The sequence below is a fragment of the Flavonifractor sp. An100 genome, from assembly GCF_002161175.1.
In the GTDB taxonomy this organism is placed as follows: domain Bacteria; phylum Bacillota; class Clostridia; order Oscillospirales; family Oscillospiraceae; genus Lawsonibacter.
Window position 1 is genome coordinate 44,102 of the sequence record NZ_NFMA01000006.1, and the last position, 15,471, is coordinate 59,572.

At 49.3% G+C, this 15,471-nt stretch carries 18 protein-coding genes; all 18 read left to right on the top strand.

Annotation, left to right across the window (positions count from 1 at the left end):
• The first annotated feature begins 141 nt into the window (after positions 1 to 141).
• The 18 genes from B5E43_RS05105 to B5E43_RS05185 all read left to right on the top strand — a co-directional run bounded on the left by B5E43_RS05105 (position 142) and on the right by B5E43_RS05185 (position 15,463).
• Positions 142 to 756: a CHC2 zinc finger domain-containing protein gene (locus B5E43_RS05105; protein WP_087394279.1), complete on the top strand. Its 615-nt coding sequence runs from the start codon at positions 142 to 144 to the stop codon at positions 754 to 756.
• The gene (locus B5E43_RS05110) at positions 731 to 2,026 is read left to right on the top strand and encodes a phage/plasmid primase, P4 family (RefSeq protein ID WP_087394280.1); all 1,296 of its coding nucleotides are present in this window, start codon (positions 731 to 733) and stop codon (positions 2,024 to 2,026) included. The genes B5E43_RS05105 and B5E43_RS05110 overlap by 26 nt, the downstream gene beginning before the upstream one ends.
• A 423-nt stretch (positions 2,027 to 2,449) precedes the next feature.
• Positions 2,450 to 2,671 carry an LLM class flavin-dependent oxidoreductase gene (locus tag B5E43_RS05115; RefSeq protein ID WP_055080156.1) on the top strand — a complete coding sequence of 74 codons (222 nt, stop codon included), beginning with the start codon at positions 2,450 to 2,452 and terminating at the stop codon, positions 2,669 to 2,671.
• Positions 2,672 to 3,023: 352 nt separating this feature from the next.
• Positions 3,024 to 4,289, top strand: a complete 1,266-nt coding sequence (locus B5E43_RS05120) for a plasmid recombination protein (RefSeq protein WP_087394282.1) — start codon at positions 3,024 to 3,026, stop codon at positions 4,287 to 4,289.
• Positions 4,290 to 4,306: 17 nt separating this feature from the next.
• Positions 4,307 to 4,576: a hypothetical protein gene (locus B5E43_RS05125; RefSeq protein WP_087394284.1), complete on the top strand. Its 270-nt coding sequence runs from the start codon at positions 4,307 to 4,309 to the stop codon at positions 4,574 to 4,576.
• Entirely contained in the window at positions 4,573 to 6,324 is a 1,752-nt protein-coding gene (locus tag B5E43_RS05130; RefSeq protein WP_087394286.1) for a recombinase family protein, read from the top strand. The genes B5E43_RS05125 and B5E43_RS05130 overlap by 4 nt, the downstream gene beginning before the upstream one ends.
• A gap of 566 nt (positions 6,325 to 6,890) precedes the next feature.
• A complete protein-coding gene (locus B5E43_RS05135) occupies positions 6,891 to 7,529 on the top strand; it encodes a hypothetical protein (protein ID WP_087394289.1) in 639 nt (212 codons plus the stop codon).
• 132 nt (positions 7,530 to 7,661) lie between these two features.
• Positions 7,662 to 7,982 (top strand): hypothetical protein, encoded by a 321-nt coding sequence (locus B5E43_RS05140; protein ID WP_158098966.1) that lies wholly within the window; start codon positions 7,662 to 7,664, stop codon positions 7,980 to 7,982.
• Positions 7,983 to 8,020: 38 nt separating this feature from the next.
• The gene (locus tag B5E43_RS05145; protein ID WP_087394293.1) at positions 8,021 to 8,455 is read left to right on the top strand and encodes a hypothetical protein; all 435 of its coding nucleotides are present in this window, start codon (positions 8,021 to 8,023) and stop codon (positions 8,453 to 8,455) included.
• 114 nt (positions 8,456 to 8,569) lie between these two features.
• Entirely contained in the window at positions 8,570 to 8,980 is a 411-nt protein-coding gene (locus B5E43_RS14855; RefSeq protein WP_143382948.1) for a hypothetical protein, read from the top strand.
• 149 nt (positions 8,981 to 9,129) lie between these two features.
• Positions 9,130 to 9,312 (top strand): hypothetical protein, encoded by a 183-nt coding sequence (locus B5E43_RS05150; protein ID WP_087394295.1) that lies wholly within the window; start codon positions 9,130 to 9,132, stop codon positions 9,310 to 9,312.
• Positions 9,305 to 9,796: a hypothetical protein gene (locus tag B5E43_RS05155; RefSeq protein ID WP_143382949.1), complete on the top strand. Its 492-nt coding sequence runs from the start codon at positions 9,305 to 9,307 to the stop codon at positions 9,794 to 9,796. The genes B5E43_RS05150 and B5E43_RS05155 overlap by 8 nt, the downstream gene beginning before the upstream one ends.
• Positions 9,797 to 9,984: 188 nt before the next feature.
• Positions 9,985 to 11,043, top strand: a complete 1,059-nt coding sequence (locus B5E43_RS05160; protein ID WP_087394299.1) for a Fic family protein — start codon at positions 9,985 to 9,987, stop codon at positions 11,041 to 11,043.
• A gap of 6 nt (positions 11,044 to 11,049) precedes the next feature.
• On the top strand, positions 11,050 to 12,546 hold the full coding sequence (locus B5E43_RS05165) for a class I SAM-dependent DNA methyltransferase (RefSeq protein WP_087394300.1): 1,497 nt from the start codon (positions 11,050 to 11,052) through the stop codon (positions 12,544 to 12,546).
• A complete protein-coding gene (locus B5E43_RS05170) occupies positions 12,543 to 13,001 on the top strand; it encodes a hypothetical protein (RefSeq protein ID WP_087394302.1) in 459 nt (152 codons plus the stop codon). Before B5E43_RS05165 ends, B5E43_RS05170 begins: the two co-directional genes overlap by 4 nt.
• A 30-nt stretch (positions 13,002 to 13,031) precedes the next feature.
• Positions 13,032 to 14,117 carry a restriction endonuclease subunit S gene (locus B5E43_RS05175; protein WP_087394304.1) on the top strand — a complete coding sequence of 362 codons (1,086 nt, stop codon included), beginning with the start codon at positions 13,032 to 13,034 and terminating at the stop codon, positions 14,115 to 14,117.
• Positions 14,118 to 14,133: 16 nt separating this feature from the next.
• Positions 14,134 to 14,721, top strand: coding sequence for a hypothetical protein (locus B5E43_RS05180; protein ID WP_087394306.1), 588 nt, complete (start codon positions 14,134 to 14,136; stop codon positions 14,719 to 14,721).
• The gene (locus B5E43_RS05185; protein ID WP_087394308.1) at positions 14,708 to 15,463 is read left to right on the top strand and encodes a hypothetical protein; all 756 of its coding nucleotides are present in this window, start codon (positions 14,708 to 14,710) and stop codon (positions 15,461 to 15,463) included. Before B5E43_RS05180 ends, B5E43_RS05185 begins: the two co-directional genes overlap by 14 nt.
• Positions 15,464 to 15,471 lie beyond the last annotated feature (8 nt).

The following is a 15,471-nucleotide window of genomic DNA, read 5'->3' on the forward strand; positions in this document are numbered from 1 at the left end:
CCTGATTTTTGCATTTTCGCAAAAATCAGGACAGCATTTTTCTTTTTTTGCAAAAGCGCCGGATTTTTCACCTGAGAGTTGTTTTCTCCGTATATTCAGGTGACAAGGAGAACTTGCCGATAAAATTATGGAGGAAAACGCATGACAAGATTTGAAACCGTGAAAGCCCATGTTTCCATGCGGAAAGCGGCTGAAAGCTGCGGCTTATCCGTGGGTCGCAACAGCATGGCTCTGTGTCCGTTTCACAATGACCGCCATCCAAGTCTGCTGATAGCAGATGATCATTTCCATTGCTTCGCCTGTGAAGCGCATGGGGATGTCATTGACTTTGTGGCAAGGCTCTATGGCTTGTCACTAACGGAAGCGGCACAGAAATTAGCGTCCGATTTCGGCATTGACCCGGACAAGCCCATTCCGGTATCTATCCGCAGAAAACTAAAAATCAGAACAGAAGCACAGCGGCTCAGAGAAAATGAGTGGCTGTGCTTTTCTATTCTGAACGATTATCTGTGGTTGCTGCGGGACTGGGAAAAACGGTATGCGCCGCAAGCGCCGGAAGATGTGTTGGACGAGCGGTTTGTGGAAGCCTGCCACAGGCTGCCCTGGGCAGAGTATCAGCTGGACATCCTGATGCAAAGCGATTCCTATGAACGAGGCGAAGTCGTGAGTGAACTAACGGCAGGTGGATTTATCCGCAAATTACAGACCTGCCTGAGAGAGGAGCGATACCATGAACAACCCTGTTTGGATCAATGATAAGGGGAAAATCGTTGAGCCGGAATACTGCCGGGATTTCCTGTCCCGGCATCCAATGCGCTGTATCAATGACCACTTTTATACTGTGGAAGGCCCGTTGCCGGATGAAAGCAAATTGAAGAGAATGATTTATGAGGAAATCTCGCCCTGGCTGCATGACAAGGTCGCACAGACGGTGGAACAGGTGCTCAAGACGTTGAAGCTGGCGGCATACGCAGACCCTTTGCCCCTGCAATGTGACCGCATCCATGTGGCGAACGGCACTTGTTTTCTGGACGGTACATTCACAGAGAAAAAAGAGTATTGCAGCAACCGCCTGTCGGTGTCTTACCGGGCAGATGCTCCTGCACCGGAACACTGGCTGCGCTTCCTTTCGGAATTGTTGGAGCCGGAGGATATTCCCGCCTTGCAGGAGTATCTGGGCTACTGCCTGATTCCATCCACCAAAGGACAGAAAATGCTCATGCTGATCGGCAAGGGCGGCGAGGGCAAAAGCCGGATCGGTGTGGTGATGAACGCCATTTTCGGGCTCAACATGAATACCACTTCCATCCAGAAAGTAGAGAACAGTCGTTTCGCCAGAGCCGACCTGGAGGGCAAGCTGCTCATGCTGGACGATGATCTGGATATGAATGCCTTGACCAAAACCAACTATGTAAAATCCATTGTGACAGCAGAACTGCGAATGGATTTGGAACGGAAGAAAGAGCAGAGCTATCAGGGGCAGCTGTATGTGCGTTTCCTCTGCTTCGGCAACGGGGCATTGACTGCACTTCATGACCGTAGCGACGGTTTCTTTCGCCGCCAGATCATTCTGACCACCAAAGATAAGCCTACGGATCGGTTCGATGATCCGTTTCTTGCCGAGAAACTGATTGCCGAAAAAGAGGGGATTTTTCTCTGGATGCTGGAGGGATTGCGGAGGCTGATCGTCAATCACTACCACTTCACCATCAGTCAGAGAGCCAAGGACAATATCACTTCCGCTGTTCGGGATGCTAATAACATTCTGGACTTTCTCGATTCTGAGGGTTATGTGTCATTCAAGGCCGATTATGAAGCCAGCACCAAAAATCTGTATGCAGCCTATAAGCGGTGGTGTGAGGACAACGCAGAAAACCCACTGTCCCCAAAGAGCTTCGCAAATCAGCTCAGCCAAAATGCAGGACGCTATCATTTGGAGCCGGTCAGCAATCTGCACATCGGCGGCGGAAAACGGTGCCGGGGATATATGGGCATTTATGTTCTGCTCTCGCCTATGGAGTTGTAATGAAACTTCAAAACCTTCTGTTCGTGCGTTCATGCGTTCTGGATCGGGCGCAGCCGTTGGAACGAAGGAACGCACGAACGCAAAAAATCGAAGTTCATTTTTATATTTGATAGCTCGGCTGGGCATTAAAATTGGCTATGCCCAATCAATGGTTGTGCAAACGGTGAAAAACACTACCATAAGCAGAACACAAATCATTATTCCGTGATTTACAGAATGGTGATGGTGGTATGCGGAAAGGTGGCTGTTTTCACGGTTTCGCCTGCAAGCCCACCTAATGGCAAAGTCGACGGGGTACTGTTTCGGACAGTTCTTCACAAACGCAGTTCTGAGTGATTTTTAAGAAGCAATCAAAATTTACTGTACCGTGCAGCGTGTATGTTCCACGGTAAAACCATTTCATGAAAGAATGAGGTGTTTTCAATGAAATCCAATTTGAGAAATGAAATCAAGTCGTACATTGTGCGTTCCGGGTACACAATGCAGGAAGTCGTTGACAGGCTTTCTGAGGATTACGGCTGGAGTGACAGCGTTTCAAACCTGTCCAATAAGCTCCAGCGGGAGTCTCTGCGGTATGTAGAGGCGGTACAGCTTGCCGATGCCCTTGGCTATGACCTCGTATGGCAGAAACGGAGGGACAAATGATGCCCGCCGTTCTTACCCACCGTATCTCCCGTCTCCATCGACAAATCCGCAGATTTGGAGATGGATGGCAGAGTGGATTTGCAAAATCTGCTCTGCCTGTGGGCGGCAGAATTGAAGTAATCAAGATTGCGGAGATGCTGTCGGTCACACCGCCTTTTGAGGATTTGGGTGCCACACACAAACCTCTAAAGGCGGCAAGGCATACGCAGATGCCGCATTCCCCCTCGGAGAGCCCACGGCACTTTGCAGCCCTTCGGGATGAAAGTGTCATAGTGGGTTATTACACTTCCCGCAGGAAGTGCATCCCCTTCCCCCCAGCCGTCTGCCGCACAACGGAAAGGAGCTGATTTTTATGGCCAGAAACGACGGAATCGACCGTACCTTTGCCCGTAACCAGGACTTGCCCACCCTCGATGATGTGGCGAAGGTGCAGGAGCATAACGAACGAGAAAAGGACAGCTACTCCAACCAGGATATTGATACCACCCAGACCTACCGGAATATTCACTTCAAGGCTCCCACCGGCAGCTATGCCGCTATGTTCGATCAGATGATTGCCGATGGGACCATCTCCACCCGTGGTCTGAAAGCCGATGCGGTGAAATACGGGGAACTGATTTTTGATGTGAACTCCGCTTACTTCCACAATCACGGCGGCTACGAATATGCCAAGCAGTTCTACACTGACGCATACAAAGCTGCCGTAGAGATCGTGGGCGGTGAGCAGTATATTCTCTCTGCCGTCATGCACGCAGATGAACGCAACCGGGCTATGTCGGAAGCTCTGGGTCAGGATGTGTACCACTACCACCTTCATGTGGTCTATATCCCGGTGGTGGAAAAACAGATTCTCTGGTCAAAGCGGTGCAAGGATAAGTCCCTTGTAGGTACAGTCAAGGAGACCATTATGCAGGTCAGCCGCAGTAAAAAGTGGGAATCCAAGGTAGCTCTGGATGAGCAAGGCAATCCGCTTTTGACCTCCAAGGGCAAGAAAGTCCTGCGGACATCATACAGTGTCCTGCAAGATGATTTCTTCAACTATATGAAAGCTGCCGGATATACCGATGTGGAGCGTGGAGAGCGTGGCAGCACCGAGGAACATCTGACGGTGACACAGTTCAAGGTGGCACAGGAGCAGCAGCGGCTGGAAGCTGTGACTGCTCAAATCACTCAGTCAGAGCAGGCGCTGGACACCGCACAGGCAGCCGTTGAGAAAAAACAGAAGGAGCTGCAATTCCTGCAAAAGCAGACCAAAGAACAGCGTACTGCCGCCCTGACTGTGCAGGAAATCCGCTCCATGGGGAAAAAGACGATCACCGGCAACATCACTCTGACCCCATCCGAGTGCAGCACGCTCAAGGATTATGCGGTCAATGGAATTCTTGCCAAGGCGGAAAACAGCCGCTTGGAAGAAAAGCTGCAACAAGTGCAAAAGAGCGCCGCTGTCTGGAAACAGCGATATGAATCGCTGAAAGAACAGGCACGGCCCTATCTTGAAGCTGTCAAGCTCGCACCCGAAAAGGTGCGGGCTTTTCTTGACGCCATTCTGACCCGAACCCGGCAAACAAAGCAACACAATCAACCTGTCCGCCGTAAATCGCAGAATATGGAACTTTAATTGATGGAGGAAACTGCATGAGAGAATACAAAGATTTTATGAGTGAACCTGACTATGGTTATATCGACATTGAATCTTGCTTTGACCCGATTTTTGAGCCGCCGATTGATTTTCTGGAAGAATGCCGGAAACGCTGGGAAAACCGGATGAATCCGTTCACCGGTACGGTGGAACGGAAAATCGGAAATACCTGGTATCTGCTGGAGACTGTATGTGACGGAAATGAGCCGCTTACCCACAAGGTAAAACGGCTCATTTTTTCGGATAAGGAGGTGCTTTGTTCATGACACAGACTCAAATTCATGCTACAATATCACCATGCACACCGGTTCTGTCAGCTGACCCAACCGTAAAGGAGGACGTTATGTTGGATCAGCAGAAAATTACCATCCTGTACTGCCGCCTCAGCAATGAGGATGCACTGGATGGAGAATCAAATTCGATACAGAATCAAAAAGAGTTTTTAACCCGGTACGCAGCCGAGCATGGCTACACCAACCTGAAAATTCTGGTGGACGACGGATATACGGGAACCAATTTTGACCGTCCCGGCGTACAGGCAGGCTTTGCACTGGTTAAGCAGGGGCTTGTCGGTTGCTGGTTGGTCAAAGATCTCAGCAGGTTTGGCCGAGATTACCTGACCGTTGGGCAGTACACGGACATCATTTTCCCCAGCTACGATGTACGCTTTATCGCCGTCAACGATGGTGTGGACAGTGAACGAGGCGACAGCGACGGCTTTGCCGCTATCCGTAATTTGTTCAACGAATGGTATCCACGGGACACCAGCAAAAAAGTCCGGGTCGTATTCCGTCAGAAAGGCACCAGCGGAAAGCATCTGGGAAAACCGCCCTATGGCTATCGCACCGATCCCGCCGATAAAGACCATTGGATCATTGACGAGGATGCCGCCCCAGTAGTCAAGCGCATCTTTGACTTGGCCATTGACGGCAAGGGGCCGGAACAGATTGCCCGTATACTGGAGCAGGATAAGGTGTTGACTACCAAGGCACTGTATGCCAAACAGTCGGAAAACCATCCTGACCCGAAAAAGCGCAAGAAGATGCCGGAGCGCCCTTACCATTGGATTGGTCAATCGGTTGCGGGTATTCTGGAACGGATGGAGTACACCGGCTGTACCTGCAATTTCAAGACCTATTCCAAGTCCTATAAGCTGAAGAAACGGATTCCCAATGCCATCGAAGATATGTGCATCTTTCCTGATACGCAGGAAGCAATCGTTTCTCAGGCTCAGTGGGACAGAGTGCAGGAGCTGCGAAAAAACAAACGCCGTCCCACAAAAGCCCAGCGGCAGGGATTATTCTCCGGGCTTCTGTTCTGTCCTGATTGCGGGAATAAGCTGCACTTTGCTACCTGCAAGAGCTTTGACGGTAAGCAAGACCACTATGTATGCTCCAGCTACAAAAGCGGTCGAGGCACCTGTTCTGCCCACTATATCCGGGAAGATGTACTGCGGGAATTGGTGTTGGAGCGCATTCAGGCGGTCAATGCCTATATCCGGCAGGGCGTGGAGAGTTTTCAGGAGGAGTGGCTGCAATGCCGCCGCTCCGATCAGGAACGCAACATCCGTGAAGATCGGAAGCGAGTGGAGCAGGCCAAGAAGCGGCTGGCTGACTTGGATGTTCTTCTGTCCCGACTCTATGAGGATTTTGTCCTGGGCGATCTGAGCAAGGAGCGGTACAAGAAAATGACCGCCGATTACGAGGCAGAACAGGAACGGTTAAAACTCGAAATTGAAGTGACGGAAGAATGGCTGGAAACGCAGGAAACCATGAGTGCAGATGTAGATGCCTTTGTCGCTCTGACCCAGAAGTATGTGGATGTGCCGGAATTAACACCTACGATAGTCAATGAGTATATCAAGAAGATTGAGGTGTTTGCGCCGGACAAATCCAGTGGCAAGCGGGTACAGAAGGTAAAAATCTATTTCAACTTCGTGGATGACGTAGAGATTCCTGTGATTTCCGAGCCTGTTGTTGCAAAATCTACCCTTGGACGCAGAAAAACGGCGTGACCATTGCGGTCACACCGTTCTCTGCCCCTCGCAAAGCTAAATAGTACCTTATCACTATTAAGCCTTGATGCCACTGGCTTTTCGCCAGTGGCATCTATACCGTTTTGATTTTATGGTGGACTCGAAGGGATTCGAACCCTCGACCTCTCGGATGCGAAAAGGCATATAAAACTTTTTTGCATAATTTCTAATTATTTATAGTGCATTCCGCTCGGTTTCTCTTTCTTTCTGCCACTCTTTAGAACTCTGATCTCCATGTGCTGCGCCGCCGTCTGTGGTGCGTCCTGTGGTCAAAAACGCTCCCCAGCCCTTTGCCGGAAATGGGTTACCGGCTTGGACGGGGAGCATTTTTTGCGTCTCTGACTGCCTGGATTGTAACTCTGAGGGCGGAATTATGCAAGTGATTTCTGTACCGTCTATACCTCAGAAATTGGAGGGCTGTAAACAATAAAGAGGCATTTTGCTTTCGGAGATTAAGAAAACTTAAGAGAATATTCATGAGATTCCCCCATTTTCCGTGATATAATCTCAGAACCTAACCAAGATATGGCCGGGGAGGATAGAACATGAAACGCATCATCACAAACGGGATCACCGACCTGGAGCCGCTGGCCGGCAGCAGCGAGTGGTACTGGGGCGCCGACTATGCCAGCGGAGATTTATACGAGGCGGAGGAGCTGTTCCGCAGCGGCCATCCCATCGACAAAAACCGGCTTGTCTTGGTCCGCTGCCCGGAGGGCACGGTCTATGAGCCGGTACGCACAAAGTCGGGACAATATCTTGGAAGACCGGTGTATCACGATGGGCAGGTGGTACTGCTGCTGGTGGACTTTCCCCAAGAGGAGATTCACATCCTGATCTTCCGCGAGACGGACGGAACCACTGAACCGCTGGCAGTGTTGCCCCTCTCTATTGTAGAGGACTGCTACAATCTCATGCTGGAGGCATCACCGCTTATGCTGACGCGGTCAGCCCATGACAATCAGTTTCAGATTATCTGGCCGGAACGCCGGGACTTTGCGATAGAGGACCATGAGTTTTTTGAGTTTCTGGAAGGGAACAGGCTGTATACTTCGGTTTGGTATGAGGACCCGGACTACCGGGAGGAGCTTTTGGTGCGGGATTATAATACCGGGGAACTGCTGGACCGGGTGCCGGGAAGCCTCCGCCAGATACCGGACGGCCAGGACTGGCTCCTGGTGTGAGGAGGTACCTGTCAAATTGAAGTTTGAAGAATCACAGAACCGAGAGGCGGTGAAATGATGTCCCTTTCCATTGTTGCTGCGAAAGACATTGAGCAGGCCATTGAGATCCTGGCGTCCAGGCCACGGAAAGCCGTGAAAGATCACTTGGCAGAGGAGCCGGAAGGAGTGGGAAACTTCTTGTATGACTTCCGGGCGGCGTTCACAAATTACCAATGCTATCACCGGTTTGATCCATACGGGGAAACCTGTCTCGAAATGGACCAGGTCCCGGCTATCCGGGCGTTTGCAGATTCCGTCTTCAACTGGCTGTCAGCGCATGGGGCAGAAGAAACCAGCGTGATCCAGCGATATGGCGTGTCCTTTCAGAAAATCCGAGGGTTCGTCGCGGCCCTCATCCGCGTTTGTAATACCGCCATGGAACATGGATATGGATTGGTAGGTATCGGAGATTGAACAGGGCTAAGGAGACATGTTGAAAGGAGCGCAGAGCTATGCTGGAACATCAGTTCTGGGAAAATTTCAGAAAGTGGGTTCCCCATCCTGAAGTGGACGAAGTCTATGATGTGGAAGAGATCGGATTTCAGGAGGATGGCTTTGTGGTCCTCCTGCGCCCCGACCATTTCCAAGAGGAGAAGCGGTCGGAGCGGGTTCTCCGGTTGGTGTGGGACAGGGTTATCTCCTACACCGTCACCGACGAGAGCTATCGCCCGGAGCTTTGGGTGTCTGAGAAGACGCCGGACTGGGCGCTCTGGGCCTTCTATGTCAGTGAGCCTTCCGACCATCTGACCAGGTTCCGGGAAGAAAACTATCTTGTTCCGGAAGATACTCACCACTTTTTTATCTGCGGGACAAATCTGATGGCAGATATTTTGTCTGACGAATATCCCACGGCCACATTTCTGAAATGGGGTCCCGAAATACGATGATACAGCGGACAGAGGGCTTTGTAAGAGTCTTTCCTTCAGAATAAGAGAGATAAAATACATATATGTGCATAACGGCAACATTTGCACAAAGATATTTAGGAAGGAAATCTAACGATGAATCCTGAAAAAACACACTTATATAAAAGACAATATCAGCAGCCAATCGAGGAAGAAACGCCTCCGAAGAAAGGAAAATCAAAGACGGCTGCTACCTCTGACAGCCGAAAACGGTCTAAGCACAAACACATATACAAAAAAATCATCTTACACTATGGTAGTGACTCATTTTCTTGGGGAGGGCAATGCGAAATTTGTGGAAGATTGGATTCTACATATAAATCATCTAATTGGAACCCTGGAGAGTTTCAGGTAACCGGTGAGGGCTTGTATGGAGAGTGGAGAAGTATTTGCCTTACCGAAATTCACAGAAGATATCCTGAATACACCATTATGACATTGGAAAATGCAAAGTGGGTGGAATGGACAGGAGAAAACGATAAAGAGAAAAAAGAATATTTTCCATGAGTCACTGTATTTTTATAGCAGCCGATACTCCCCTGCCCGAAGTCACACCATAGCAAGATTATCCGCTGCATACCCATAATTACCAAAAACAGGGAATTTTCACCCGAAGATATACGCCCTTAACGTTATGAGCTGATGGAGATAGAAAGATGAAGATTGAATTAAACGAACACGAAGCCCTCACCCTTTACAGACTTCTTTGCCGCTGGGAGTCCACGGGGAAATTAACTGTCAGCGTCGGGGAAGAAACGCGCCTGCTGTGGGATCTGCAGTGTGTGCTGGAGAAAGAACTGGAACCGGTGGATGAGGCCATCACAAAAAGACTTGTTTGAAGAATGTTCAAGAACACAACTGCGAGTAAAGGACGATGAGATGATACTTCCAAGAGGAATTACAGGATTTTGGAGCGTAAACACAGCACCGCTGCCGCTTCTGGAGGAGAAAGCGTTCTGTCAGATGTGCTACTCCATTGCCCTGGAAAATGGCGGGACTGTGACAGAAGTGGATACAGACACAGCCATAAGGAACTTCTATTCTGCCAAACTCAGCAGGTACGACCAGTCTGTCTTTCTTTTGCAGAACATCCATTATCCCTATGCAGCCTTTGCTCAGCGGGACACCTCCGGTGGTTTTATTTGGATCAGCCAGCCGGAGTGGCTCCAGCTGCCGGAAGGATCGGTGAGGTTTCTGAGTCCCAGCGAACTGACCCGAGACTGGCATGATCTGCGCGGGGAGCTGAGCCCGGAAGAGCTGGATCAGATCCATTATTGGAATCCGCAAACAGTTGGTGAGATTGTATTTAACACTTGGGACTGAAATTGAAGTAAAACAATGCCGCCCTGGGCTGATATTCTTGGGGCGGCATTTCTATATTCTACTGTTTTAATTATATCATTTCAACAAAAATGATGTAATTAATCCTTGACACAATCAAGTTTGCTTGATATAGTTTAATTGTATCATTATAAGAAAAATGATGAAATTGACTTAAAGCGAGGTACAGGATGCGCACCTACGATTTTACCAAAAACTATGAGAAGCTGCTCACGCCTGATATCGTGGCCCTGCTGACTCAGATTCATGAATATAAAGGAGAACAGGCCCTGTTTATCGAGGCCAAGGCCGATACCCTGACCAAACTGGTGGAGATCGCCAAGATTCAGAGTACCGAGTCCTCCAATAAAATCGAGGGCATTTATACCTCGGACGAGCGCCTGAAAAAGCTGGTGCAGGACAAGACCACCCCTCGCACCCGGAACGAGCAGGAGATCGCCGGCTACCGGGATGTGCTGGCCACCATCCATGAGAGCTTTGACTATATCCCGCCCAAAGCCTCCATGATCCTGCAGCTCCACCGCGATCTCTATAAATTCAGCGGCGCGTCCTACGGCGGGCACTATAAAACAGCGGACAATGTAATCGCCGAGACGGATGCCCAGGGAAATAAAAGCATTCGTTTTCAACCCCTTCCGGCCTGGGAAACGCCGAAGGCGGTGGACAGCCTCTGTCGGGCCTACGAGGAGGCTGTGGGGAAGGGTGACATGGATTCGCTGCTACTGATTCCCATGTTCATTCTGGACTTCCTCTGTATTCATCCCTTTAACGACGGTAACGGCCGTATGAGTCGCCTGCTGACCCTGCTGTTGCTCTACCGGGCAGGCTATATCGTGGGCAAATATATCAGTATTGAAAAACTCATTGAGGAGAGCAAGGAAACCTATTATGAGGCCCTCCAGCAGAGCTCCCAGGGATGGCACGAGGGAACCAGCGACTACACCCCCTTTGTGCGCTATACCCTGGGCGTAGTAGCGGCGGCCTACCGGGACTTTTCTGCCCGTGTGCAGGTCCTGGCCGTCAGTGGCATGAGCAAGCCGGACCGTATCCGGGAGATCATCAAGGGTACTCTTGGGAAGGTTACCAAGGCGGAGATCATTCAGCAGTGCCCCGATATTAGTAAAATCACGATACAGCGAACCCTGGCCGACCTGCAGAAGAGCGGGGAAATTCTGAAACTCAGCGGCGGGCGCTATACCGCCTATATTTGGAACCGGGAAAAGGAGTAAGAGAACATGATCACTGGCGAACTGAGAAACAAAATCGACCGCCTCTGGGAGACCTTCTGGACCGGCGGCATCACCAACCCCCTGGACGTGGTGGAGCAGATGACCTACCTGATGTTCATCCACGACCTGGACGAGACGGACAACCTGCGCGCCAAGGAGAGCGCCATGCTGGGCCTGCCCCACCAGAGCATTTTTGCCGGGGAGGTCCAAGTGGGGGAGCGCACCGTGGCCGGGGAACAGCTCAAGTGGTCCCGGTTCCACGACTTCCCCGCCGGGCAGATGTATGCGGTGGTGCAGGAGATGGTGTTCCCTTTCATCAAGGGGCTCCACACCGACAAGGACAGCGCCTACGCAAAGTACATGGGGGACGCCATCTTCAAGATCCCCACGCCCCTGATGCTGGAGAAGATCGTCACCGCCATGGACGAGATCTACGCCCAGGCGGAGCAGCTCCACGACACCGACGTGCGGGGGGACATCTACGAGTACCTCCTGTCCAAAATCGCCACCGCCGGGGTGAACGGCCAGTTCCGCACCCCCCGGCACATCATCCGCATGATGGTGGAGCTCACCGACCCCAAGGCGGACGATGTGATCTGCGACCCGGCCTGCGGCACCGCCGGTTTTCTGGTGGCGGCAGGGGAGTACCTGAAGGAGCGCCGCCGGGAGGAGATCTTCTTCAACCGGGAGAAGAAAGACCACTACATGAACCACATGTTCCACGGCTTCGACATGGACCGCACCATGTTGCGCATCGGGGCCATGAACATGATGACCCACGGCATCGACAACCCCTTCATCGAGTACCGGGACAGCCTCAGCGACCAGAACCCGGACCGGGAGAAGTACACCCTGATCCTGGCCAATCCCCCCTTCAAGGGGAGCCTGGACGCGGATATCGTGTCCGCCGACCTGCTGAAGCTCTGCAAAACCAAGAAGACCGAGCTGCTGTTCCTGGCTCTCTTTCTGCGGATGCTGAAAGTGGGAGGCCGGGGGGCGGTCATCGTCCCGGACGGGGTGCTGTTCGGATCCTCCAAGGCCCACAGGGACATCCGGCGGGAGCTGGTGGAGAACCACCGGCTGGAGGCGGTGATCTCCATGCCCAGCGGCGTGTTCAAGCCCTACGCCGGGGTGTCCACGGCGGTGCTGGTGTTCACCAAGACCGGCCACGGCGGCACGGACCAGGTGTGGTTCTACGACATGAAGGCGGACGGCTTCTCTCTGGACGACAAGCGCACCGAGATCGCCGACAACGACATCCCCGACATCGTGGCCCGGTTCCACAACCGGGAAGGGGAGCAGGCGCGCAAGCGCACTGAACAGTCCTTCCTGGTGCCTAAGCAGGAGATCGTGGACAACGGCTATGACCTGTCCATCAACAAGTACAAACAGGTGGAGTATATCCCCGTGGAGTACCCGCCCACCAGCGAGATTTTGCAGGAGCTCCGGGACCTGGAGGCGGAGATCACCAAGGGCTTGGACGGGCTGGAGGGGATGGTGTGACGGCCAAAATGGATGCATTCGAGATGTTTCGGACCGGATGTAATTTTTCTAACTGTGCAGATCTCTGCCTGAAAGAACAAGCCTGCGTTCCGGAATCTAATAATCTATCTTATATAATACCGGCAATCGTGAATGCTGCTTTTTCCTGCGAAATCTTTTTAAAACTGTTGCTTCAGCATGAGGGTGAAGATATCCACAGGATACATAAACTAAATGACCTATATGCAAAGTTGTCACAGGATACACAGGTGGAACTTAAAAAGAAAACCATCTTTCGGTATGGCAAATGGTCAGATATTTGGGGAAGACCTTATTTGGAGCAAATATCAAATGCGTTTGTGGAATGGAGATACAGTTATGAACATGACTGGACAAAGAGTGCCAGCATGCAGATTGAAACTGGCTTTTTAATAGCGTTCAAAGATTCCTTAAAAGAATTGAGCAGCGGCTTTTAGTGAAATCAAACAGTATGAAGAGGCGGAATTATGATGGCGAAATTGGGAGATATTTGTAGCATTGTTTCTGGTACAACGCCAAAAAGTAATCGTCCTGAATATTGGGATGGGGATATCAACTGGGTCACTCCTGCTGAATTGAACGATGATTCTGATATTATTTATGAAAGCCAGAGAAAAATAACTGAGCAAGCGGTGCAAGACAGCAGTTTAAAACCATTTCCTGCTGGGACAGTGTTGCTTTCTTCAAGAGCGCCGATTGGGAAAGTAGCTATTGCTGGCGTAGAAATGTACTGCAACCAAGGTTTTAAAAACCTGATTTGCTCCAACAGAATTTATAATCGGTATTTGTATCACTTTTTGAAAAACAGCACGGAATATTTAAATTCATTGGGGCGAGGAGCGACCTTTAAAGAAATTTCTAAAAGCATTGTCGAGAATATTGAAATTCCCCTTCCGCCGCTGGACGAACAGCGCCGTATTGCCGCGATGCTGGACAAGGTCAGCGGCCTGATCGCCAAGCGCCGGGAACAGTTGGACAAGCTGGACGAACTGGTGAAGGCCAGGTTTGTGGAGATGTTTGGGGATCCGATTAAGAATGAAAAAGGCTTTCCAACGATAACGGGGCAGGATTTTTTCAAACTATCAAATGGGAAATTTGTTCCAGAGAATAAAAGGTTTGATAATGGCGTGCCTGCATACGGAGGAAACGGTATCTCGTGGTATACAGATGAAATACTCTATCACAATGATACCATCGTCGTTGGTCGCGTAGGTTTCCAGAGTGGAAATGTCCACTTAGCAAAAGGACCATTGTGGATAACAGATAATGCCATGTATATCAGCGACTACGATTCAGATAAATATGATTTGCGTTTTTTATATGCACTAATGGAACATATCAACTTCACTCGTTTTCAAGATGCCGGCGATTTGAAGAAAATAACTCAGAAGCCTTTTATGAGCATGGAATATATCACGCCTACATTGAAGCAACAACAAGAATATGTGGTCTTTGTTGAACAAACTGAAAAATCAAAATTGACGATTCAGCAGAGTCTTGATAAACTGGAAGTACTGAAAAAAGCGTTGATACAGCAATATTTTGAAACATAAAAAGGAGAAATAATTAATGGAAAACAATAGTAACTCTTCTATTTCAATTAATCTGCGCGAGGGCAGTATCATTATTTCTGGCCCTGAATGTTTTGTCGAAAAGAATATGCAGGCTACATTCGAGTTTGTAGAAAAATATTTTTCGTCTTTTCCCACAATACCACTTGCTACTCCTGTTTCTCTCCCCTCTTCCGGCACATCTGCAAATGAACACTCCACTGAATCAGGGACCGTGGATAGTAAAACTATACCTGTTGCAGGGAATGATAAGTATATTAGTGCTGGCATTTATCATATTGATTCCGATGATGGAACAATTTCTATCTTAAAAAAAGTCCCTGGTAATAATAAGGCAGAAAAGGCAAAGAACATTGCTCTAATCGTATTATATATTCGAAAAGGGAAAATTCATGGAAAAGAGATTATTCCTATCTGTGAAAAACACAACTGTTATGACAGTTCTAATTTTTCCGCCATTTTTAAAAATGAAAAGACAAACATCATTCGTAAAGGAACGGGTCAGAGTTGGACTATTGAACTTACCCAACCAGGCGAAGCCGCAGCCGTAGCACTATTAGAGGAAATGGTAAATGACACGAAGTGATGTTCAAACAATTTTGAATGGTATTTATCCGCCAGAACTTGTCGGTTCCATGCTCACAAGTTACGAAAATGCCATTAAGGAATATAAAATGAGGCACTGGCAATATTTTGGAAATGAAATTGGCCAATTTATTGAGGTAGCTCGCAGAATGGTTGAGTATCAACTTGATGGCAAGTATACACTTTTGGCGGATAAACTAACTATCTTTTCTGAAAAAGTCCTTGTAGCATATGAGGGACATAGCTCATCCATACCCGAAGTGTATCGAATTGTTATCCCGCGAATTCTATATGCTATGTATTGCCTGCGGAACAAGCGAGGAATGATTCATAAAAGCCACATTGACCCTAATAAAATGGATGCCTCTGTTTTGCTCGGTAATACAAAGTGGGTATTAGCAGAATTTTTTAGACAGGCATCAACGTTGTCTTTTGAAGAAACCGAAGCAACGATAGACAGCATCATGTGCCGTGAAACATCTGTCATTTGGGACACCGGTAGTGCTTTACGTATACTTGATACGAAGATGACGGCAAAGGATAAAGTACTCTGCCTCCTATACATCAAGGATGGCCAAAGTGCATCTGAATTACAAAGTAATATAGAATACAAAAATACCTCTAATTTCCGTAGAATTCTCAATGCATTGCATAATGAAAAATTGATTGAGTTCTCAAATGAAAAATGTATGCTTTCGCCTATTGGAATCCAAAAGGTCGAAATGCTTTTGGGTAGTTACTGAGAAAAGAG